The organism is Psychromonas sp. B3M02 (genome assembly GCF_003318165.1).
In the GTDB taxonomy this organism is placed as follows: domain Bacteria; phylum Pseudomonadota; class Gammaproteobacteria; order Enterobacterales; family Psychromonadaceae; genus Psychromonas.
The window spans coordinates 1-22009 of the sequence record NZ_QOCB01000024.1; the positions used below are offsets into that span (position 1 = coordinate 1).

The following is a 22009-nucleotide window of genomic DNA, read 5'->3' on the forward strand; positions in this document are numbered from 1 at the left end:
TTAATACAATTGGTATTAATCGGTGATTACTGATTAATTCAAAGTCAACATTTAAGCTAGGGTGTTGGCAATAACAAGGTAAGAAATTATGTTAGTGTTCGAAAGAGTAGAGGATAAACATCATCCTGATTTTGAAAAAGCTTTTGCCATTTATGAAAAGAGCTTTCCGATTTTTGAAAGAAGGGCTAAGTTTGATCAGATTGCTGCTTTAACTGACAGCGATTACCATTTTATTATTATTAAAAAGCTAGAAGGGGATTTGTTAGGCATTTTATTAACGTGGAATAAAGATGATTTTATTTATATTGAACATTTTGCGATCACACCTTTAGCAAGAGGCAAAAGCCTAGGCACACGTACTTTGAAACATCTTAAAAAGGTCGCAGATAAGACCATTTTATTAGAAATAGATCCGCCCGTGGATAGCATTTCTAAAAAGCGTAAAGCCTTTTATCAGCGCCTGGGTTTTGTGGTCAGTGATAAAGAGCATATACATCCTTCTTATCGTAATGAAACAGAGGCTCATCCGCTAGTTATTATGTCTTACCCTGAATTAACAGATGAGATTTATCATAGTTTCCAAGATAATTTAACCAATCAAATCATGCAATATTCTGAAATAGATTGTTAAACAGATAACGATTTATTACTCAGCGTTTTTAATTAAATTTACGTGGCAGTTCAAGGTTGAACCTGCCACGTAAACTAAACATTAACATTATTGAATATTGACTCTCACATCACTGACCCAAGTTTCAGTGATAGATTCACCTTGTTTATTGACTAAATAAGCGCGTATATTCACAGGGTTGGTATTAGCCTGTTTGATGTCAAAAGTTAATCGCCATTGGTTGGTTCCAACAATTGGATAGGCTCGAATAGGCTCTAGGATTTCACCATTACTGGCTTCAACAATAGGTTTGATACCGCTGTCACGATCTAGCCCTGCTAATAGCGGGCCTTCAAAATCAATCACCATTTTGTTGATATTTTCAGGAATCGGTTGCCCAGGGATACCTCCTAAACCTTGTCGTGTATTAACAACACTTGCTAACTCTTTAGATTTTGGATCCAGTGGTCGCCATTCGATATCATAAGAGAATGTGAATTCATCACCTTTACGGGCCGCTTTTTCAGGTACCCAATAAGCGACTATGTTATCGAAGGTTTCATCCTTTGTCGGAATTTCAATTAACTGAACAGCGCCTGTCCCCCAGTCACCTTGTGGTTTAATCCAAGCTGATGAACGTTTGTTGTAGAATACACCATCATCTTGGTAGTGCTGGAAGTCACGATCTCTTTGAATGAGGCCAAAACCTTTCGGGTTGTTGTCAATAAAACTAGTGGTCGATACCGACAGGGGATTATTGAGTGGACGCCAAATTTGCAGTCCAGATCCGGTGTGAATCGCTAAACCGTCACTGTCGTGGATTTCAGGACGCCAATCTTTAGCAATGGTTTTATCTGTTTCTGAGTACCAATACATACTGGTTAAGGGCGCGATTCCCAATCGTTCAACATCGGCTCGCATATATAAATTAGCGGTAACCGAGGTAATATGGCCTTTGGCTTCTTTGTTATCTTTGCTCAATCCAAAACGATAGGCTCCGGTTATAGAAGGACCATCAAGCAATGCCCAAACCGACAAGCTTTCACCTTCTTTTTCTGCTGGGCCTAACCAAAAGGCTTTAAAACGTGGGAATTCCTCAGGTTGGTTCATGCCTGTATTAATCGCAATACCTCTAGCAGATAACCCATATTGCCCTTCAGGACCATCGGTTCGAAAATAGGATGCGCCTAAAAAAGATATCCAATCTGGTTTAAGGCCCGGTCGCATTACTCTAAAGCCTGCAAATCCAAAGCCCTTGGGAAGGTCATGAGCAGGGCTATCAGCTGGCATATCAAAAATGTTATTGTCAAAAGGCACCGTTGTGACCCCATTTTTTTTGTCTCTAGTGTAAATACTTACTGGGTCAGGAAAATAACGGCCAGGATAAAATAATTGTACAGGTGCATTCTTCCCACTTGGGTAGAGAGTTTTTTCATCTTTGAAACGTATTTTCCAATGTTGGTCATAAGTCATTTTATCGATTAATTCAGGAGCTGGATTAACCGGTGGCGAATAAGGCTGAGCTGCTGAGGATTTAGCGAGTGCTTTTAAATCTTCGAATGTAAACTTCGTTCTATCTATTGCTTCTGAAGCGTAAGATGAGAGCGAGGTAGAAAAAACGATGGCAGCAAGTAATTTTAATTTCATAAAAACTCCAATAAGTTGACTCTAAAACGTGCGTGTTTTCCACACTTCATTTATTAACTCTCTGAACTATTTTAGAAATAGCTTTAACTAAATATGTGTTTTTAAATAATTATAATGTTTGATAGGTTTATCTCGCTAAAGCCGACAATGCTTTAAATAAATCAGGTGTTGCAAGTACATAAGCTTGTTCCTGTTTATTAAGGTAACTAACTGCTTCAGCTACATTTTTTGCATCGGATATTTTCATTGTGGCTGTGGCTTCAATGATATCTACTTGTCCAGCCTTTCTAATTGGGATCGCGTCGATGACAGCGAGATGACGTGCATACCATTTAGGATCTGAAGCCATTCGCGCTAAATCAGGTGCATCGTTCACTGATTGCTCATAAATGCTTTTGGCCTCATTCATTGCAATTAGGATAGATGGTTGTTCTTTTTCATATTGTGTGGACAATATTCTGCATTTTTTAATGAAATTACCAAGTGCCCAAGAGCTTGTTAACATTGATAAAGGAACGGATAACAACATGCCGATAATGGCAGGTGACAACCACGCTAACAAAGCTAAAGAATTAAGGTAACCAGCAACCGTTAATAATATACCGGCTATCATGTGCCAACGGTGTCTATAAATCAGATGTTTAATCGGTAAACTGCCGTCGTCGCGTCTTTGTGGATTCCAACCTGAGTCTTGGCCCATCAAAATAGATAAAACTGCACCGCTATGAATCAACATCATAATAGGGGCGATCATGGCTGACAAAATAACCTCGACAACAAAGCTAATTATCAATATGAATCCACCTCCACAACTTTTTCTTAAGGGGCTATGAATTAAGTATGAAATTAACCCTAAGGTTTTAGGGACAAAAAGTATCACCATGGTAAAGGCGAAGAGGCTCAAGGCACGAGCAGCATCCATTTGCGGCCAGGTAGGAAATAACGAAAACTCATCGCCAAAGTATTCAGGACGAATATATTCAGCCTGTAAAGAGAGCGCTAACCCTACTAGAATTAACATCAGCCATAACGGAGAAGAGATATAAGACATTATCCCCGTTAACAAATGTGAACGACTCACCCAATGCAGACCCTTTGCCGTTATAATACGGGTATGTTGTAAGTTACCTTGGCACCAGCGACGGTCTCGAATGGCTAAATCTGTGATAGAAGGAGGGCACTCTTCGTAGGAACCATAGAGGTCGGCTGCAATGGTGACACTCCAGCCTGCTCGTCTAATTAATGATGCCTCAACAAAGTCATGGCTTAAAATATGACCACCGAATGGTGGGGCTCCTTTAATATCGGGTAAACCCGCCGCAGACATAAGCGCCTCTGTGCGGATAATTGCATTGTGCCCCCAAAAGTTACCTTCTTTATGAGTCCACCACGCCAAGCCGCCACCAACAACAGGACCATAAACACAAGCTGCAAATTGTTGTAACCTGGCCATTAATGTTGTGCCATTAATTAATTGAGGAATAGTTTGAATTAAGCCAGAATCTGGATCCGCCTCCATACGCCGAGCTAACTCAAGCATGGTATCTGCTTCCATCAAGCTATCTGCATCTAGTACTAATAAATGGTCGTAACTTGACCCCCAACGCGTACAAAAGTCTGTAATATTACCCACTTTTCTTGCTGTATTTTTTTGACGTCGTCGATAATATACCTTGATAGTATTGTTTACACGTTTACGTAATTGATGAAAACAAGCTTCCTCCTTTAATGCCACATCGGGATCTGTCGTGTCACTCATCACAAACCAATCAAATGCAGCATTATCTCCTGCTTGTTCGATGGCTGTTGCCATCACTTCAATAGAGGCATAAATACGATCTGGATCTTCATTGTAGGTGGGCATTAATACAGCGGTTCGGCCGACTAATTTATTATCCATGCGTTGTGGTTTTCTTCGGCGTTGTTTGAATACTAAAAAGAAGCCAACAATCGACGCACTGAAAGAGATAGTTATCCAGCTGAAGGTTAGGGCAAATAAAACCAGAAATACATATTGAATAAAGGTCATGTTATTCGCACCTAACACCGCATGCATTTCATTAATGCCCCAAACAGACAATAACAATGATGACCCTAGCACGACCCATCTTCTTAACGCTTGAGAACGAACCCCATTAGGATTAACGCTAGCGCGTTGACTGCTGGCATCAAAGTGACTTAATGTTTGAATGGGCATCTCTTTGAAATGTTCATCTGGCATGCCTGGTTGAACGGATTTCCACACAGATTGAGTTGCTTTTTTATCTATTATTTTGTCCATTGATACATCCAATCTTCCGCTTTTCTGCCATCGGTAAACTGTAAGTCTAATCTCAATTCAATTAATTCTGCATCAAGTGGATCAAGCTCAAAAGTAACACGGTATCCATTATTGTGGTTTTTAGCGACAACCACGTTATGGATTTCACCCGCTGTATTTTCGATGTGCGCAGTAGGGTTTTGATTGTTGGTGTTGTCAGTTGGATTTGGAAAACGGTAGTCAATAACAAATAAACGTTTTTCAGTTGGTCCATTAATACTTGCTCGACCATTTCGAGTTGCTTCAACGATTGCTTCACCTTTATTCGGTGAGGGTGCTTGTCCCCACAATAAACGATAAGCAAAATGGTATTCCGAGCCTGCAGGTATCACCTCGTTAGGTGCCCAATAAGCAACTATATTATCGTTAACTTCAGAGTCTGTTGGGATTTCAACTAATACAACAGAGCCTCTTGCCCAGTCACCTAAAGGTTCAACCCATAAACTAGGACGTTGCTCATATTTGGCTTCTAAATCTTGAAAATTATTAAAATTACGGTTTCGTTGAATTAAACCAAAACCAAGGGGACCATTATCACTAAACGCACTGATCTCTAAGTTATTAGGGTTACGTAAAGGGCGCCATAATCTATCTCCACGTCCGTTAATCATTAATAATCCGTCTGAGTCGTGAACCCGCGGACGAAAGTCATCTACTTGGTCTCGGTCGTAAGAAGAGAACATAAACATACTGGTTGCGGGCGCGAGGCCTACTTTATCTAAATCTTCACGAGGAAATAGGGTAGCTTCAACATCCATTACAGTGTTATCGCCAGGGCGAATCGTAAAGCGGTAAGCACCAGTGGTACTTGGACTATCTAACAAAGCATAAACAACGATCGAGCTACTATCATTGGCTGGTTTCTCAATCCAAAATGCGCGAAAAGCGGGAAACTCCTCCCCTTCAGGATCGGCCGTTTTCAGTGCCAAACCACGTGCTGACAAGCCATAACCTTGGTGTTTACCTAGAGAGCGGAAATAACTACCACCTTGAAATACTGCGACTTCATCATAGTAATCTGGTGAATTTAACGGGTTATGTAAGCGAATACCTGCAAAACCAACATCGGCATTAGGCAGGGCACGTTGCATTACTTCTCCTGTGGTAAACATTTCAGGGTTATAACGTAAATGCTGTGATTGGCCATTTTCTACGATAGCGACCTCTACCGTTTCTTTAAAGTAAAAACCACGATGAAAAAGCTGCATTTGAAAAGGTAATGATTGATTTTTCCAAATAGACGCATTTGGGTTAAAGCGGATATCTCGGTACTGGTCATAGTTCAGGTCTTGTAATTCAGCAGGTAGTGTAGAGTCAGGTTCTTGATATGACTCTTTAGCCAAATCACGCGCTAAATTAATCACCGTATTACGATTAAATTCTCCATTTACTGCATAGATAATATTCGGCGTATCTGCCGCTTGTGCATTTGGTAAAGTCTCATTAATAAAAGTGGTATCAGAGATTGCCAAACTGGGCAACAAACTGCTTATTACTATCAATTTTTTTAAAGTAAAATGACGCATGCTTGTAGATAACAATGACATATAATTTAACTCTCCAGTTATGACCAAAATGGCTAACAGTTGAAATAAGATTTTACTTAGTAAGAATAATCACACTCATCAATGGACTTGTTTTATTTGACCTGAAATAAGTTAGATAAAGATTAAGAAAACTATCCATATAATGACTGAGTGATAATTAAATACCGTTTGTATTGAATACAATCAATTACAGTAGTGATAAATACACACTCAGATTAAAGACAGCCTTTAATTTTAATAGTTTCATTTTAATTACACATTAAATTGATAATTATTGTTTGTCAGAAGGTTGTATAGGTTTTAAGGGGAGATGAATGTTGTTTTTTAATAAAGAAGGGGAAAGCTTTAACTTTAAATAATTTTAGTCAAATCTATAAGATTTAGCTGTGATGAGATCGGTTCTAAAATTTAAGGGGGTAAGTGAATGAGATTTATTTTTGTATGAGATGAAACTAAAGAGTGGTGCTCGCTACTGGACTTGAACCAGTGACCTACGCCATGTCATGGCGGCACTCTACCAACTGAGTTAAGCGAGCTTATTAAGAAGCTGTTGAAAGCAAAGTGATTTTGCTTTATCTCTGGGGGACTGTCAATAAAACTTTGCGAAGTTTAGTTTGTTTGATGTATTTTTGTGCGCTGGCATGCTTAAGTGCTTATTTATGCTCCGTTTTCTGCCATTTAGCCGCTTCGGTTTTTGTACGTTCAATCAATTTTGGAATTTCTGCTAGTGATTGTTTGTAGATAATATTAACTCTTTTATAAAAAACGATGGTTAATAACATACCTGCAATAAAGGCGAGTAGGGTTAATAGACTCAAAATTGATAGACCACGTTCTTGATAGCTTTCAATTAAGCTTAGTATTTTCCCTTGCTCGAGTGTCACACGAATATAACCAATTTTAGTATTGTCAGAGTACAGCTCGGCAATATGTGGAATAACCCCTTCAACTTTTGTTGTATTTTCTTCATCTAATTGTAATAACTCAGGTAAGGGTAATACTTTTTCTGACTGATAAATAATTTTACCAAATTCATCGTAGATGGTGGCATCTCTGACAATTGGGTCATCACTTAGGTCATCAATCAATAATTTTAAGTCGTCTTGGTTTTTTTGCGCTAAATAGCGTGAAGCCTCTGCTGCGGCTAAATTGGTAAGTGAGTACGAAAATTTTTCGGTTTGTTGGTAACGAACGCCGTTAGATTCATTCTGTAGGCTATTAAATTGGTAAGCAATGATTGCAAATAGGCATAATATTGCTGCTATTTGTGACAGTCGTACTATCCAAAAAAATTTCTTACCCATATCTTTAACCCTTTCGTTACACTATCTAGACTTGCATTATAAATTAGCAATCGTTATCTTGTGACTCATCTTTTTATTCTGTTTTTATAACAGAATCTTACAATAATTAACCCATAGGCATCTTACAGTGGAAACGACTATAACACTTCAACTCCCTTCAAACCCTATTTCAATTATGCAATGGAAATCTGATTTACAATCAATGATTGAAAATCACCATGCATTATTCTTGATTAATGACTCAAATGATATAGCTACTCAATCTGAGTTAGTCTTAATGGGAACTGATTTAAACACAAATACGTTGAATACGTTAACTAATTTGTTAGTTGAGAATGCAGTTAGTCAGGCTAAAGTGAGTCATATTAGCCAAGTTGAAGGCGTTAATTTAGTCAGATTATCTCTAAATAAAAGTAAAGAGGATTTAAATACTGCAATTAAACAGTTTGCTCAGGAAGCGGCTGTTGATTATGCCTTAGTAGCAAGCTTACCCGATTTTGCTAAGCCTGGTTTGGTATTAATGGATATGGATTCAACTACAATCCAAATAGAGTGTATTGATGAAATTGCGCGTTTATATGGAGTAGGGGAACAAGTTTCTGCTGTTACCGCGGCTGCGATGCGCGGAGAACTAGACTTTAATGAAAGTTTACGTACTCGTGTTGGAAAATTAGCAAATGCACCTGAAAGTGTAATTAAAGAAGTCGCTGACAATATGCCATTGATGCCTGGTCTCGTCGCTTTAATTGCCGGCCTAAAAGCAGCAAATTGGAAAGTGGCTATTGCCTCGGGTGGATTCACTTATTTTGCTAACAGATTAAAAGACGATCACGGCTTTGATGCGGCTTATGCAAATACGTTAGAGATTGTCGATAATACCTTAACAGGTCAAGTAACAGGTGAAATCGTTAATGCTGATGTGAAAGCGCGCACTTTACAAGAGTTAGCGGAGAAGTTTGATATTCCTATGTCACAAACCGTTGCAATTGGCGATGGTGCTAATGATTTAGTGATGATGGCTGCTTCATCTTTAGGCATTGCAATCCATGCTAAGCCAATTGTACAAGAGAAAGCGTCTGTTGCTTTAAATAACTTGGATTTAGAAGGGGCGTTAGGTTTATTACATGCTTCTTTACCTTTAGCGTAATCGCTTAATAATGAGTAGCGTATTGTTACAATAGGCTACTCATGACTACGCTATTAAGTCAGTTGACTGATAAACATTTATAAAACTTGTTCTGTTCTATCTATGACTTGTAGCATTACTTTGATATTCAATAACTCTTCTTCTAAACGTTTAGTTAAATGTATTGCGTGACAGGAGATAATATCCATTTCTGACTTAATTAACGTTAAATTAGGCACATCGATGGTACTGAGTCGGTAATGTAGTATTTGCAGTTGTTTAAGTTTTTTGTGTTCTACAATAAACTCTCTTTTCGCAAATTCTGATTCAAAATCTTCATCTAAGTAACTTTCAATTTTCCATTTATTATTATCATCTTTGACTTTTTTAACGTAAATACTGCGTTCGATAGTGAATGGTGTATTACTTATGGTGCTTTCACGTAATGGAGTAAAGAGAATACGGTCTAATAGTTTGTTATTAGAAAGTGCTATATGGTTATTTTGGTTCGCGCTCTTACAGTCGAAGTTAAAGAGTTGCTTTAATGAGCGAGATGACTCTGTAATGGAAGAAAAGCTGATAGTCGGCTTACCATTAGTGATTGCTACATAAAAGAATGCAGGGTGAAGTGCCGCTTCTGCTGCCTCATGTAAACGCGGAGTCACGGGCTGCTTGTGTGACTTAAGTGGGATCTCTTTAAAGTGTGCTGGATTACTCTTCACTAAAAGCGTAAAGAACTGTTTCATGGTTTTATAGCTTTCACTTGATGCTATTTGTAAGTGATAGAGATGCTTTGCACTACTGGAAACCACACGATATTCGATATTAGTGAGCGTATGTTGTTTAGTTACTTTTTGTAAATCAGTGAAATCAATTTTGATCAGGCTACGTTTTGCTATTGCTTTAGGGGCGGCTAACGCAATTTTTAGCCCAGAACCTGAAAAATCAATAACTTTGGCAGTGAACGTTTGCCCAGCAATATTAAGCGCTATGTTACTTGTATAACTGTAACGTTCCTCTTTTCTTAACTCATCCGGAAATAGATCATATGTAGGCGTAAATCCTTGCTCTGTCTCTTTATGCACAAATCGGTTAAGTAAATTAGGGTTACCTTTATCAGCTTTAGGGTTAACAGAGATGATTTCATCGGTTGCTATTTCGGTCAATGTTGCCACATGTGAAATACCGCTGAAAATTTTAGGGCGAACGTCAGTTAACTGATAATTTTTAACGGCTTGATAGGTATAAGGTTGTAAAGTGAGATGGTAACAATGCCAGTTAGTTTGGTTTCTACCATATTCAATAAATAGGTGCTTTAAACCTTGCGCTTGTAATTCTTGCTCGGTGGCCGAGAGCAGGTACTCTTCACCGTCTTTAATGTAAGTGAAGCTATAAACCGTAGTCGTTATTAGTGTGTCCGTTGTGTTTAGTAATGCAGCTAAACGTGCAGTACTAAATAGAAAGGGCAATTGATTCGAATTATTACAACGCCATTGATTTAAAACCTCTTTATTAACGGCATTTCGTAGCATGAACAGAATAGGTTTGTTTGCTTCTGCGTTTAAAAAAATAGGTAGGGTGTTCAAAGCATTCAATGTGCTGTTTTTTAATGCCTTTTCACGCGCAACTCTAAAGTAATAAAGTACATCTAACTTATACTTGTGTTGGTTTGAACGAATAAAACCTTGAATAAATTTTACAAAATCTGGTTTATCATCTTCTATATTCAAATACAGGTAAAAACCGGTACGCTCTTGCTGTTGTTTTACTAATCGATAATTGATTTTTTTATTGCTGATCGCTTTGTCTTTATAGTCATTGCTTAACCCAGTGAAGATGACCTGAACGAGTTGATCGGCTAAGTGTTGTTCTTGCTCTGGTAATTTAACTTTTATTCCCGTCACGGAAATATTGGAAGTGGCGGCAGCAAGTACATCACCATTGGCTAACACGATATTTACTTTAGAAACAAAAAACATCCGCGCAGCGGCTTGCCTGCGATGATTATTGAGCTCGATATTTTCGGTAATGTTTTCATTAACTTCTAGCACATTAGCTTGTAATGCTTTTTCATTTTGAATCTGCTTCACTTTTTGCACATGATTTAACACATGCTCATAAACGCCTATTGTGTAACCACCATACAGTTTTAACGCTGCTTTTAGGGCTTTATTTGCAGAGACAGTTAAATAATGCGTAATATCAAGGTGTTCGTATTGCTCTGCTTTATCAATCACTTTTTCACGTAAGTCTATAATACGTGTACAAGGTTTTACTAAGCGATTCACTTCCATTTTTACTAGGAATTTATCACTTTGACTCTCCCCAAAAAATATTTTATCAAGCATGCTATTGAAATCTGGTTTATTTCTATAGGGTATTAATGCATTGATTTGAGGTTGGTAATCCTTGAAGTTCATAAATATTGCTATCTCGCTTGGTGGGCCGTGCATGGGTAATCTAGTAGTAAATAATAGTTAATTTATCTACTACTAGCAATAAGTCGTTTATTTCTCTTATATTTTTACCACATCAAGTCATCTGGAATAGCAAATTCTGCATACGGATCGTCTTCATCGCTGGTTTCTTCAACTTGACTTTGATCATGCAAAGCCACTAAGACTGATTCATCAATAGCGCGTAGTTTTTCTGTTGCTTCTTTGTTAATTAAGTAAAACTCTTCATTTAATACACAAATCGCAAAACTGCCTTTGATCAAACCTTGTTGGATTTTAGGTGTTACAGCAATACGTTTCACTTTATTGTCATAGGTGAAATGGTAATCCAGATCTCCTTGATAATCTTTTTCACAATGCTGCGCGATCATTTGAATCAGTTTTCCGTGTGCGGCTCTAACAGCAAGCTCCTGTTGGGTTTGCTGATTATTCTCTAAATCTTTCTGCTTTTGTAGTTCTGCTTTTTCTTGAATAGCTTTTTGCACATCAGAAACTGCTACTGTGCCTTTTTTCTTCTTTTGCTTTGCTTGACGGCGTTTTTCCGTTTGTGCTTGTTTTGCCTTTTGCTTATTGACTAAGCCTGAATTCATTAATTGATCCTGTAATGAAGCCATATTGAAACCCTTTGCTGAAATTTGAAAAGGTTAGTTTATCACACTATATAATTTGCAATGTCGACTTTGTTATTAAAATGGTCTAGATTTAAAAAACAACATAAAAAATGAGGGATCTTAATATGTTAGATAATTTACAGGTGAAACAATTCATGTCTGGTAAAAGCATTGCCTTCACAAAAGAGATGAACTTACAAACAGCAGTGGACAAGTTGTTAAATTCAAATCTAATTGGGGGGCCAGTAGTGAATGAACAGGGACATGTTGTTGGTTGGCTATCAGAACAAGATTGTATGGCAAAATTAATTGAGGCAAGTTATTACAGTGACCATTCAGCTTTGGTTGAAGATGTGATGTCTAGCGCGCCATTGAGCATTCATTCAACGTTGAGTATCGTTGATTTAGCGCAAAAGATGATCAAAGAAAAACCTAAAATGTACCCTGTATTGGATGAGGATAATGTCTATGTAGGGTTAATTACTCGAAAAATGGTGTTAAAAGCCATTAAATCACAACTCTAAGAAGAAGATATAACAGCGTACTGAAGTAGTGCGCTGTTTTATATTCATTATTAAACAGTTAGAGACTGTTTATCCCAGCAACTCTCTGTAATAGCCTGCGATTTAAACTGTGATAACGCGTTCAAAAACTCGCCACGTGAAGCTTCTTTGACGCCTAAACTGGCTAGGTGCGGCGTGCTCATTTGGCAATCGATCAAGTGTCCGCCATGTTGTTGAAAATGTTGGCATAATGCAATGAAAGCTAATTTTGAGGCATTAGTATGGCGATGAAACATCGACTCCCCACAAAAAATAGCACCGACATTAACACCGTATAAACCACCAACAAGTTGTTTGTCCAACCAGACTTCAATCGAGTGTGCTTTGCCTTGTTGATGCAACTCAGCGTAAGCATGGATGATATCAGAGCTGATCCAGGTTTCTGCTTGCGTTTTACGTGGCTGAGAACATGCCTTAATAACCTCAGTAAAAGCGTGATTAATGGTGACCGTTAGTGTGGTTTGACGAATAAATTTAGCCATGCTTTTGCTAATATGAACCTCTTTAGGCTTGATCACTGCACGCTGTTTAGGGCTCCACCATAAAATAGGTTCTCCTTCAGAAAACCAGGGGAATACAGCTTGTTGATAAGCATTGTGAAGGCGGGGTACGGATAAGTCTCCCCCAATCGCTAATAAACCATCGGGATCATCTAACGCATTTTCTGGGTCAGGAAAAGATAAGTTATCTTCAGATAGTACAATTAAACGTTTTGTCATTGTTGGTCAGTGAACTCCATAAAAAAGCCAGTCAAGAGACTGGCTTAAGATTATAGTTTACCACTAAGTGGTGTGACTATTAATTACTTTTCTGGGTATTTTAAGTCAGTTTCACCAGTGTATAACTGACGAGGACGACCAATTTTTTGACCTGGTTGATCAAGCATCTCTTTCCAATGAGAAATCCAACCGATAGTACGAGATACAGCAAAGATAACTGTAAACATGGTACGTGGGATACCCATTGCGCGTAAAACGATACCTGAGTAGAAATCTACGTTAGGGTATAGTTTTTTCTCTATGAAGTATGGGTCTTCTAACGCAATGCGCTCTAATTCCATTGCTACATCTAAAAGTGGATCATCGATGTTTAATTCTTCTAATACTTCATGGCAAGTTTTACGCATTACAGTAGCACGTGGATCATGGTTTTTGTATACGCGATGACCGAAGCCCATTAGGCGGAACGGGTCATTCTTGTCTTTTGCTTTAGCAACAAACTCTGGAATGCGGTCAACGCTACCAATCTCTTCTAACATTGCTAAACAAGCTTCGTTTGCACCACCGTGAGCAGGGCCCCATAATGATGCGATACCAGCAGCAATACAAGCAAATGGGTTAGCACCTGAAGAACCTGCTAAACGTACTGTAGAGGTAGAAGCATTTTGCTCATGGTCTGCATGAAGGATTAAAATTTTATCCATTGCGCTTTCTAATACTGGATTAACAACATACTCTTCACATGGAATACCAAACATCATTTTTAAGAAGTTACCCGCATAAGATAATGTGTTATCAGGGTACATGAATGGTTGGCCAACTGAATATTTGTAACTCATCGCTGCAAGCGTTGGTACTTTAGAGATTAGACGGAAAGCAGCAATTTCACGACATGATTCATTAGCAACATCTAAAGAGTCATGGTAGAAAGCTGAAAGTGCGCCAACTACACCAACCATGATCGCCATTGGATGTGAATCACGGCGGAAGCCACGGTAGAATGCGACAAGTTGCTCATGCAACATAGTATGATGTAATACAGTGTGTTTGAATTTCGCGAACTCATCTTCTGTCGGTAATTTACCGTTTAAGAGTAGGTAACATACTTCTAGATAATCTGACTTTTCAGCTAATTCATCGATTGCGTAACCGCGGTGTAATAGAACACCTTTTTCACCATCGATGTAAGTAATTGCAGATTCACAAGAAGCTGTTGCTAGAAAACCAGGATCGTAAGTGAAGTAGCCTGACTGACCTAAGCTACGGATATCAATTACATCGTTACCAGCAGATCCTTGATGAATAGGAAGTTCAACAGGCTCTTGCCCTGGTAACTGAAGTATTGCGATTTTATCCGACATTATTTTCCCCTTGTCTGTAAATTATAATGATTCTTATCTTCTATATCTTATTATCTTTATTATTAGTCCGTATTTTGATGGCATATTTTTACAGTCTAAATTTCAGATTGTCAAATTTAACATTTAACCTTTGCGAGATACTAAGCAACTTTTACACCTTAAAATCCATTAACAAAATTAGGACTACAAGTTCGTTCAAGTCTCTGATATCCTGATGTTTGAGTTAATTATTTTTTGTGTTTTATCTGTCACAAAGTTTGTTTTTTTTCGTGCTTAGCTCACAAAAGATAGAATTGACCATCACAAGTTGTTAACATTGTGATAACAATAGCGTCTGTAAACCAACCCCTAACTTTTGGCCATTAATAAAGAGATAAATTGTGCGCAAAGAGAGACCCAAAAACTTAGACCTATCCACGGTTAAATTTCCCATTACCGCCATTGCTTCTATTTTGCATCGTGTATCTGGGATCATCGTTTTTATTGCTTTAGCAATATTCCTCATCCTTCTAAACTGTTCATTATCATCCGCTGAAGATTTCCAACGTGTTCAAGGTTACCTTGATATGTTTATCGTTGAATTTATCTTTTGGGGAGCATTAACTGGCTTGGCATACCATGCAGTCTTTGGTATTCGTCACATGATTCAAGATTTGGGTCATTGGGAAGAGTTAGACAGTGCTTCATTAAGTGCAAAAGTGGGCTTCGGTATCACTGTTGTATTATCAATCTTAGCGGGGATTTTAGTATGGTAAAAATCGCAGGTACTTTTGGACGAAGTGGTGTACATGATTACATCTTGATACGTGCCAGTGCAGTTATTCTATTAGCCTACATTTTATATCTTGTGGGCTTTGTAGCAACTGCAGACCTAACTTACCAAGTTTGGACAGGCTTTTTCTCATTAACATTCACTAAAGTAATGACCCTATTAGCTTTAGTTGCGATGTTAGTACATGCATGGATCGGACTATGGCAAGTACTAACGGATTACGTTAAATGTACGTTACTTCGTGGCACATTACAGTTTGTGTTAACAACAGTGGCATTTGCGTATGTTATTTTTGGCTTTGTAATTTTGTGGGGTGTTTAAGTGAGTTTACCAATTAGAGAATTTGATGCGATTGTAATTGGTGCTGGTGGTGCAGGTATGCGCGCGGCATTATCAATTTCGCAAGAAGGAAAAAGCTGTGCGTTGATCAGTAAAGTATTCCCAACGCGCTCTCACACTGTATCTGCTCAGGGTGGTATTACTGTTGCGTTAGGTAATGCACATGAAGATAATTGGCAGTGGCATATGTACGATACGGTTAAAGGTTCTGACTTCATTGGTGATCAAGACGCTATTGAATATATGTGTAACGAAGGGCCTGAAGCAGTACGTGAACTTGAAAATATGGGATTACCGTTTTCTCGTTTTGAAAATGGCTCTGTGTACCAACGTCCTTTCGGTGGTCAATCTAAAGAGTTTGGTGGCGAACAAGCCGCACGTACTGCTGCTGCTGCTGACCGAACTGGTCATGCTTTGTTACATACCTTATACCAACAAAATATTAAAAATAAAACGACCGTGTTTTCTGAATGGTACGCACTTGATTTAGTTAAAAATGATGATGGTGATGTGGTTGGTTGTACTGCCATTGAAATAGAAACCGGTGAAGTATGTATGTTTAAAGCACAAGCTACTGTGCTGGCAACAGGTGGTGCTGGTCGTATTTACGCTTCAACAACCAATGCACACATCAATACAGGTGATGGTATTGGTATGGCTCTGCGTGCAGGTGTACCCGTACAAGATATGGAAATGTGGCAATTTCACCCAACAGGGATTGCTGGTGCTGGAACTTTGGTAACAGAAGGTTGTCGAGGAGAGGGCGGTTATCTTTTAAATAAAGATGGTGAACGTTTCATGGAGCGTTACGCGCCAAACGCTAAAGATTTAGCGGGTCGTGATGTGGTTGCTCGTTCAATTATGATTGAAATCCGTGAAGGACGTGGATGTGAGGGACCTTGGGGGACGCACATTAAATTGAAATTAGATCATCTGGGTAAAGAGGTTCTAGAAAGTCGTCTACCAGGTGTATGTGACTTATCACGTACTTTTGCACATGTAGATCCAGTGCATGAGCCAATTCCAATTATTCCTACTTGTCATTATATGATGGGCGGTGTACCTACAACGGTTAATGGGCAAGTATTGAAACTTGATCAAGACGGTAAAGATGTTGAAGTAAAAGGATTGTTTGCAGTAGGTGAAATTGCCTGTGTATCTGTTCATGGTGCTAACCGTTTAGGCGGTAACTCTTTATTAGATTTAGTCGTATTTGGTCGTGCTGCAGGTAAGCACCTTGGTAAAGTATTAAGTGTTGAAAACACTTCTAAAGCACCAACTGAAGCGAATATCGAAGCTGCATTAGAACGCTACAATCGTTGGGAGAAAGGTGACGGTACTGAATGTCCTAACGAAATACGCAAAGACTTAAAAGAGTGTATGCAGAATAACTTCGGTGTATTCCGCGATGGTCCGGCGATGGCTGAAGGTCTGGCTGAACTTGAAAATATTCGTAAGCGTCTTAAAAATGCTAAGTTAAGTGATAAGAGCAGTGAATTTAATACTGATCGTATCGAATGTTTAGAGTTAGATAATTTAATGGAAACTGCTTTAGCGACTGCTAAATCAGCTAACTACCGTACAGAAAGTCGTGGTGCACATAGCCGCTTCGATTTCCCCGATCGTGATGATGCAAACTGGTTACATCATAGTATGTATATCGCAGAAACAGAAAGTATGTGTAAACGTGACGTGAATATGGCGCCAGTACTACGTGAAGCTTTCCCACCTAAAGCGCGTGTTTACTAGAAGGTTTATAGATATGAATATTAATTTTTCAATTTACCGTTACAACCCTGATGTTGATGCTAAACCTTATATGCAAGATGCATCGTTAGATGTACCTGAAGGTTCTGACATGATGGTATTAGATGCACTTATTTTATTAAAAGAAAAAGATGCATCTCTGTCATTCCGTCGTTCATGCCGTGAAGGTGTTTGTGGATCTGATGGTGTCAATATGAATGGTAAAAATGGGCTTGCATGTATTACGCCATTGTCTGATGTGTTATCAACAGGCAAAAAAGTAATTATCCGTCCACTACCAGGTTTGCCTGTGATACGCGATTTAGTTATCGATATGTCACAGTTTTATACTCAGTATGAAAAAGTGAAACCATTTTTAATTAACGATGACCGAACACCACCTGCTGGAGAGTTTAAACAGTCTCCAGAAGAACGTGAAAAACTCGATGGTTTGTACGAATGTATTTTATGTGCATGTTGTTCAACATCTTGTCCTTCATTCTGGTGGAATCCTGATAAGTTTATCGGTCCAGCTGGTTTATTAGCTGCTTATCGTTTTCTCATTGACAGCCGAGATAGTGCAACTGAAGAACGCTTATCGAATTTAGATGATGCATTTAGTGTTTTTCGTTGTCACAGTATCATGAATTGCGTTAGTGTTTGTCCTAAAGGATTAAACCCAACTAAAGCAATTGGTAAAATCAAATCGATGTTATTACAGCGCGCTGTTTAATTACTAATTTACACATGATTAGTGAAATAATCATAATAATATAAGGAACGTTAATGCCAACTAATGTTATGGAAACTTGGTTAGCCTCATCGCATCTTTCCGGGGCAAATTCCACTTATATTGAAGACCTTTATGAGTCTTATTTAGATGATCCATGTTCAGTGGATGCTAATTGGCGTGAAGTCTTTGATGAATTACCAAGTGTGAGTGACACGCCAGAAGAGCGACACTCCATTATCCGCGAACAGATGAAACATGCGGCTAAAGCGCCAAAATGTTTCACTCCTCCTCAAGGGGCTGTTCATAATGATGCTAAACAAGTAAAAGTGTTGCAATTGATCGGTGCATACCGTCACCGTGGCCATGAAGCAGCTAACCTAGATCCACTTGGTTTAACTAAAAGCGAAACGATTAAAGAATTAGACCCGTTTTACCATGATTTAACTGGATCTGATTTTGATGCCAACTTTAACGTAGGTTCATTTGCTGCTGGCAATGAAACGATGATCTTAAAAGATTTAGTAGCTTCTTTGAAACGTACATATTGTGGTTCGTTAGGTGTGGAATACATGCACATCACGGATACAGATGAAAAGCGTTGGATTCAAAATCGCATCGAATCAAGTGAAAGTCGTCCCTCTTTTAGCAATGAAGCAAAACAACGTTTCCTTGAAGAGTTAACAGCTGCTGAAGGCTTAGAGCGTTACATTGGTTCTAAATTTCCTGGTGCAAAACGATTCTCATTAGAAGGTGGTGATTCTTTTGTTCCAATGCTTAAGGAGTTGATTCGTCGCTCTGGAGAGCAGGGTGCTGAAGCGGTAGTTATTGGTATGGCTCACCGTGGTCGTCTAAATGTACTGGTTAATGTCTTAGGTAAAAAACCGACTGATCTTTTCAATGAGTTTGCTGGTAAACATGCGAATATTGATGGCTCAAGTGATGTGAAATATCACCAAGGTTTCAGTAGTGACTTTAAAACGCCTAAAGGTAACGTCCACCTATCACTAGCCTTTAACCCATCACATTTAGAAATCGTTAACCCAGTAGTACTTGGGTCGGTACGTGCGCGTCAAGAGCGTCTAAATGGTATTGGTGAAAGTGTACTGCCTATTACTATTCATGGTGATTCGGCAATTGCTGGTCAAGGTGTTGTGCAAGAGACATTTAATATGTCACAAGCAAGAGCCTTCAAAGTAAGCGGTACTATTCGTATCGTGATTAATAACCAAGTTGGTTTTACTACCTCTGACCGTGAAGATACACGTTCTACACGTTACTGTACTGATATTGCAAAAATGGTCCAAGCACCTATTTTTCATGTTAATGGTGATGATCCTGAAGCGGTTATGCATGCAACACAAATTGCGATTGATTTCCGCAACAAGTTTAAACGTGATGTTGTCATTGATTTAGTTTGTTACCGCCGTCATGGTCACAATGAAGCTGATGAGCCTAGTGCAACACAGCCTTTGATGTACAAAAAGATTAAAAAGCATCCTACACCACGTGAAATATACTCTAAACAGTTAGAAAGCGAAGGCGTCATTAGCGGTGCAGATGCGAAAAGCTTAATCACTACTTATCGTGATGCGTTAGATAACGGCGAATGTGTAGTTAAAGAATGGCAAGAGATGCAAGGTAAAAACTCTATTGATTGGACACCTTACCTTAAACATACTTGGCAGTCTCCTTATGAAGCATCTTTCCAAAAAGATCGTTTAAGAGAGCTTGCAGAATCTATTAGCCAATACCCTGAAGATCAAGTACAGCACTCGCGTGTTGCAAAAATCTATAAAGATCGTTTGATGATGGCTCGTGGTGAAAAATTATGTGACTGGGGTTTTGCTGAAAACTTAGCATACGCAACGTTACTAGATTCACGTTACAACATTCGCTTAGTCGGTCAAGATTCAGGTCGTGGTACTTTCTTCCATCGCCATGCTGTTTTACATGAGCAATCTGAAGCGGGCCGTTATATCCCACTTCAAAATATCTCAGATGAGCAAGGCCATTTTGATGTACATGATTCAGTATTATCAGAAGAAGCGGTATTAGCATTTGAATACGGTTACTCAACAGCAGCTCCTAAAGGTCTATGTATCTGGGAAGCACAGTTTGGTGACTTTGCAAATGGCGCACAGGTTGTATTTGACCAATTCTTATCATCAGGTGAGCAAAAATGGGGCCGTATGTGTGGTCTGACTGTGTTGCTGCCACATGGTTATGAAGGTCAAGGTCCTGAGCATTCATCTGCACGTTTGGAGCGTTACTTACAATTATGTGCTGAGCATAATATGCAAGTTTGTGTACCTTCTACACCAGCACAGGTTTATCACATGTTACGTCGCCAAGTGATTCGATCTATGCGTCGTCCACTAATCGTGATGTCACCTAAATCATTATTACGTCATCCAATGGCGGTATCTACTTTAGATGAACTATCGTCTGGTACATTCCAAAATGCGATTGGTGAAGTGGATGAATTAGATGCTAAAGCGGTAGATCGCGTGATACTTTGTAGTGGTAAAGTTTACTACGAATTATTAGAAAAACGTCGCAGTGAAGAATTGAATAACGTTGCAATCGTTCGTATTGAGCAGCTTTATCCTTTCCCAATGGACGAGTTAAACGACATAATTGAACAATACGCGCATGTTAAAGAATTTGTTTGGTGTCAAGAAGAACCACAAAATCAAGGTGCTTGGTACTGTAGTCAACATAACTTTAGAAGTGTTCTGCCTGAAGGTGCTAACTTGCAATACGCAGGTCGTGCAGCATCGGCATCAACTGCTGTAGGTTATATGTCACTGCATGTTAAGCAGCAAAAAGCATTAGTCAATGAAGCACTTGGTTTTGATGAAGAGTAATCAAAATTAAATTTAATTATATAAAATTTATAGTAGGAAGTATTAATTATGATTGAAGTATTAGTTCCAGAATTGCCTGAATCAGTTGCAGATGCAACAGTGGCAACTTGGCATAAACATCCTGGCGATTTTGTAGAGCGCGATGAAGTGTTAGTTGAAATCGAAACTGACAAAGTAGTGCTTGAAGTACCGGCTACTGCAACAGGTATTTTAAAAGAAATTATTGAAGATGAAGGCGCAACGGTTTTATCTAAGCAACTGTTAGCAAAACTTGAAGAAGGTGATGCTCCAGCTGCTAAAGAGGAAGAAGTTGTTGAAGAAAAAGCACCAGCTAAAGCTGCAGATGCAAGCCCATCTGTTCGTCGTTTAATGTTAGAGCAAGATATTGATGCGCGTGACATTAAAGGTTCTGGTAAAGGTGGTGTTATCACTCGTGAAGACGTTGAAAAATTCCGCACAGATAAGAACAAAAGCGAAACTGCACCTAAGGTTGATATCGTAGCAGCTGTTGCAGCGCGTAGTGATAAACGTGTTCCAATGACTCGCCTTCGTAAACGTGTTGCTGAGCGTCTGTTAGAAGCGAAAAACTCGACGGCAATGTTAACCACTTTCAATGAAGTGAACATGAAACCTATCATGGATCTTCGTAAACAATATCAAGAAGTGTTTGAGAAAAAACACGGTATCCGTTTAGGCTTCATGTCTTTCTACATTAAGGCGGTAACAGAAGCATTAAAACGTTACCCAGAAGTAAATGCAGCGATTGATGGTGATGATATTGTTTATCATAACTTCTTCGATATCAGCATCGCAGTATCTACGCCACGTGGTTTGGTAACACCAGTATTACGTGACACAGATACACTGAGTGTTGCTGAGATTGAACAGGGTATTCGTGACCTTGCAATCAAAGGCCGTGACGGTAAATTAACGGTTGACGAAATGATGGGCGGAAACTTCACTGTGACTAACGGTGGTGTATTTGGTTCGTTACTTTCAACACCAATTATCAACCCTCCACAAGCTGCAATCTTAGGTATGCACAAAATTCAAGAGCGTCCAATGGCTGTTGATGGTAAAGTTGAGATATTACCTATGATGTACTTAGCACTTTCGTATGATCATCGTTTAATTGATGGCAAAGAATCAGTAGGATTCTTGGTAACAATTAAAGAGCTACTAGAAGATCCAACTCGTCTATTATTAGACATTTAATTCCACGCTTCAGTATCCCTTCCTTAGCTGCCTAAATGTAGGCAGCTAATTTCATAAATTGTTTTTACACTCA

The 22009-nt window shown here is 38.9% G+C and carries 17 protein-coding genes and 1 tRNA gene; 9 read left to right on the plus strand and 9 right to left on the minus strand.

What is annotated here, in order from left to right:
- Positions 1-88 precede the first annotated feature (88 nt).
- The gene (locus tag DS885_RS03380) at positions 89-631 is read left to right on the plus strand and encodes a GNAT family N-acetyltransferase (protein WP_113818000.1); all 543 of its coding nucleotides are present in this window, start codon (positions 89-91) and stop codon (positions 629-631) included.
- An 87-nt stretch (positions 632-718) separates the two neighbouring features.
- Here DS885_RS03380 and DS885_RS03385 read toward each other — a convergent pair whose 3' ends face one another.
- The 5 genes from DS885_RS03385 to DS885_RS03405 form a co-directional block, all read right to left on the minus strand.
- Positions 719-2257: a glucan biosynthesis protein gene (locus tag DS885_RS03385; protein ID WP_113818001.1), complete on the minus strand. Its 1539-nt coding sequence runs from the start codon at positions 2255-2257 to the stop codon at positions 719-721.
- Positions 2258-2384: 127 nt separating this feature from the next.
- Positions 2385-4538, minus strand: coding sequence for a glucans biosynthesis glucosyltransferase MdoH (gene mdoH / locus DS885_RS03390; RefSeq protein ID WP_113818002.1), 2154 nt, complete (start codon positions 4536-4538; stop codon positions 2385-2387).
- Positions 4526-6163 (minus strand): glucan biosynthesis protein, encoded by a 1638-nt coding sequence (locus DS885_RS03395; protein WP_441344255.1) that lies wholly within the window; start codon positions 6161-6163, stop codon positions 4526-4528. Before DS885_RS03395 ends, mdoH begins: the two co-directional genes overlap by 13 nt.
- 421 nt (positions 6164-6584) lie before the next feature.
- Positions 6585-6660, minus strand: a tRNA-Val gene (locus DS885_RS03400).
- Between the two features lie 117 nt (positions 6661-6777).
- Positions 6778-7428, minus strand: a complete 651-nt coding sequence (locus DS885_RS03405) for an AhpA/YtjB family protein (RefSeq protein ID WP_113818003.1) — start codon at positions 7426-7428, stop codon at positions 6778-6780.
- Between the two features lie 127 nt (positions 7429-7555).
- On the opposite strand from DS885_RS03405, the gene serB reads away from it, so the two are divergent.
- Positions 7556-8575: a phosphoserine phosphatase SerB gene (gene serB, locus DS885_RS03410; protein ID WP_258546834.1), complete on the plus strand. Its 1020-nt coding sequence runs from the start codon at positions 7556-7558 to the stop codon at positions 8573-8575.
- A 77-nt stretch (positions 8576-8652) separates the two neighbouring features.
- On the opposite strand, the gene DS885_RS03415 is transcribed toward serB, so the two are convergent.
- On the minus strand, positions 8653-10974 hold the full coding sequence (locus DS885_RS03415) for a PilZ domain-containing protein (protein ID WP_181817689.1): 2322 nt from the start codon (positions 10972-10974) through the stop codon (positions 8653-8655).
- 104 nt (positions 10975-11078) lie between these two features.
- Positions 11079-11624, minus strand: coding sequence for a DUF2058 domain-containing protein (locus tag DS885_RS03420; RefSeq protein WP_113818005.1), 546 nt, complete (start codon positions 11622-11624; stop codon positions 11079-11081).
- Positions 11625-11746: 122 nt separating this feature from the next.
- Between DS885_RS03420 and DS885_RS03425 the strand changes: the two genes are divergently transcribed.
- Positions 11747-12145, plus strand: coding sequence for a CBS domain-containing protein (locus tag DS885_RS03425; RefSeq protein ID WP_258546835.1), 399 nt, complete (start codon positions 11747-11749; stop codon positions 12143-12145).
- A gap of 50 nt (positions 12146-12195) precedes the next feature.
- Here DS885_RS03425 and aat read toward each other — a convergent pair whose 3' ends face one another.
- Together aat and gltA are read right to left on the minus strand one after the other, a co-directional pair.
- The gene (gene aat / locus DS885_RS03430; protein ID WP_113818006.1) at positions 12196-12903 is read right to left on the minus strand and encodes a leucyl/phenylalanyl-tRNA--protein transferase; all 708 of its coding nucleotides are present in this window, start codon (positions 12901-12903) and stop codon (positions 12196-12198) included.
- Positions 12904-12986: 83 nt separating this feature from the next.
- Positions 12987-14264, minus strand: a complete 1278-nt coding sequence (gltA, locus tag DS885_RS03435) for a citrate synthase (protein ID WP_113818007.1) — start codon at positions 14262-14264, stop codon at positions 12987-12989.
- A 380-nt stretch (positions 14265-14644) separates the two neighbouring features.
- Between gltA and sdhC the strand changes: the two genes are divergently transcribed.
- The 6 genes from sdhC to odhB are packed head-to-tail and all read left to right on the plus strand — an operon-like array spanning position 14645 to position 21936.
- Positions 14645-15019: a succinate dehydrogenase, cytochrome b556 subunit gene (sdhC, locus tag DS885_RS03440; protein WP_113818008.1), complete on the plus strand. Its 375-nt coding sequence runs from the start codon at positions 14645-14647 to the stop codon at positions 15017-15019.
- A complete protein-coding gene (gene sdhD, locus DS885_RS03445) occupies positions 15013-15357 on the plus strand; it encodes a succinate dehydrogenase, hydrophobic membrane anchor protein (protein WP_113818009.1) in 345 nt (114 codons plus the stop codon). The genes sdhC and sdhD overlap by 7 nt, the downstream gene beginning before the upstream one ends.
- Positions 15358-17124, plus strand: a complete 1767-nt coding sequence (gene sdhA / locus DS885_RS03450; protein ID WP_113818010.1) for a succinate dehydrogenase flavoprotein subunit — start codon at positions 15358-15360, stop codon at positions 17122-17124. It abuts the gene before it with no gap.
- Positions 17125-17137: 13 nt separating this feature from the next.
- Complete coding sequence (locus DS885_RS03455) at positions 17138-17854, plus strand: succinate dehydrogenase iron-sulfur subunit (protein WP_113818011.1); 717 nt, start codon at positions 17138-17140, stop codon at positions 17852-17854.
- A 53-nt stretch (positions 17855-17907) separates the two neighbouring features.
- Positions 17908-20721 carry a 2-oxoglutarate dehydrogenase E1 component gene (gene sucA, locus DS885_RS03460; protein WP_113818012.1) on the plus strand — a complete coding sequence of 938 codons (2814 nt, stop codon included), beginning with the start codon at positions 17908-17910 and terminating at the stop codon, positions 20719-20721.
- A 48-nt stretch (positions 20722-20769) separates the two neighbouring features.
- On the plus strand, positions 20770-21936 hold the full coding sequence (gene odhB, locus DS885_RS03465; RefSeq protein WP_220149636.1) for a 2-oxoglutarate dehydrogenase complex dihydrolipoyllysine-residue succinyltransferase: 1167 nt from the start codon (positions 20770-20772) through the stop codon (positions 21934-21936).
- Positions 21937-22009: the final 73 nt, after the last annotated feature.

Bases quoted from the DNA above. Each gene is read 5' to 3' on its own strand.
- DS885_RS03380 (WP_113818000.1), top strand. From the start codon at position 89: ATGTTAGTGTTCGAAAGAGTAGAGGATAAACATCATCCTGATTTTGAA.
- DS885_RS03385 (WP_113818001.1), bottom strand. From the start codon at position 2,257: ATGAAATTAAAATTACTTGCTGCCATCGTTTTTTCTACCTCGCTCTCA.
- mdoH (WP_113818002.1), bottom strand. From the start codon at position 4,538: ATGGACAAAATAATAGATAAAAAAGCAACTCAATCTGTGTGGAAATCC.
- DS885_RS03405 (WP_113818003.1), bottom strand. From the start codon at position 7,428: ATGGGTAAGAAATTTTTTTGGATAGTACGACTGTCACAAATAGCAGCA.
- DS885_RS03415 (WP_181817689.1), bottom strand. From the start codon at position 10,974: ATGAACTTCAAGGATTACCAACCTCAAATCAATGCATTAATACCCTAT.
- DS885_RS03420 (WP_113818005.1), bottom strand. From the start codon at position 11,624: ATGGCTTCATTACAGGATCAATTAATGAATTCAGGCTTAGTCAATAAG.
- DS885_RS03425 (WP_258546835.1), top strand. From the start codon at position 11,747: ATGTTAGATAATTTACAGGTGAAACAATTCATGTCTGGTAAAAGCATT.
- aat (WP_113818006.1), bottom strand. From the start codon at position 12,903: ATGACAAAACGTTTAATTGTACTATCTGAAGATAACTTATCTTTTCCT.
- gltA (WP_113818007.1), bottom strand. From the start codon at position 14,264: ATGTCGGATAAAATCGCAATACTTCAGTTACCAGGGCAAGAGCCTGTT.
- sdhD (WP_113818009.1), top strand. From the start codon at position 15,013: ATGGTAAAAATCGCAGGTACTTTTGGACGAAGTGGTGTACATGATTAC.
- DS885_RS03455 (WP_113818011.1), top strand. From the start codon at position 17,138: ATGAATATTAATTTTTCAATTTACCGTTACAACCCTGATGTTGATGCT.
- sucA (WP_113818012.1), top strand. From the start codon at position 17,908: ATGCCAACTAATGTTATGGAAACTTGGTTAGCCTCATCGCATCTTTCC.
- odhB (WP_220149636.1), top strand. From the start codon at position 20,770: ATGATTGAAGTATTAGTTCCAGAATTGCCTGAATCAGTTGCAGATGCA.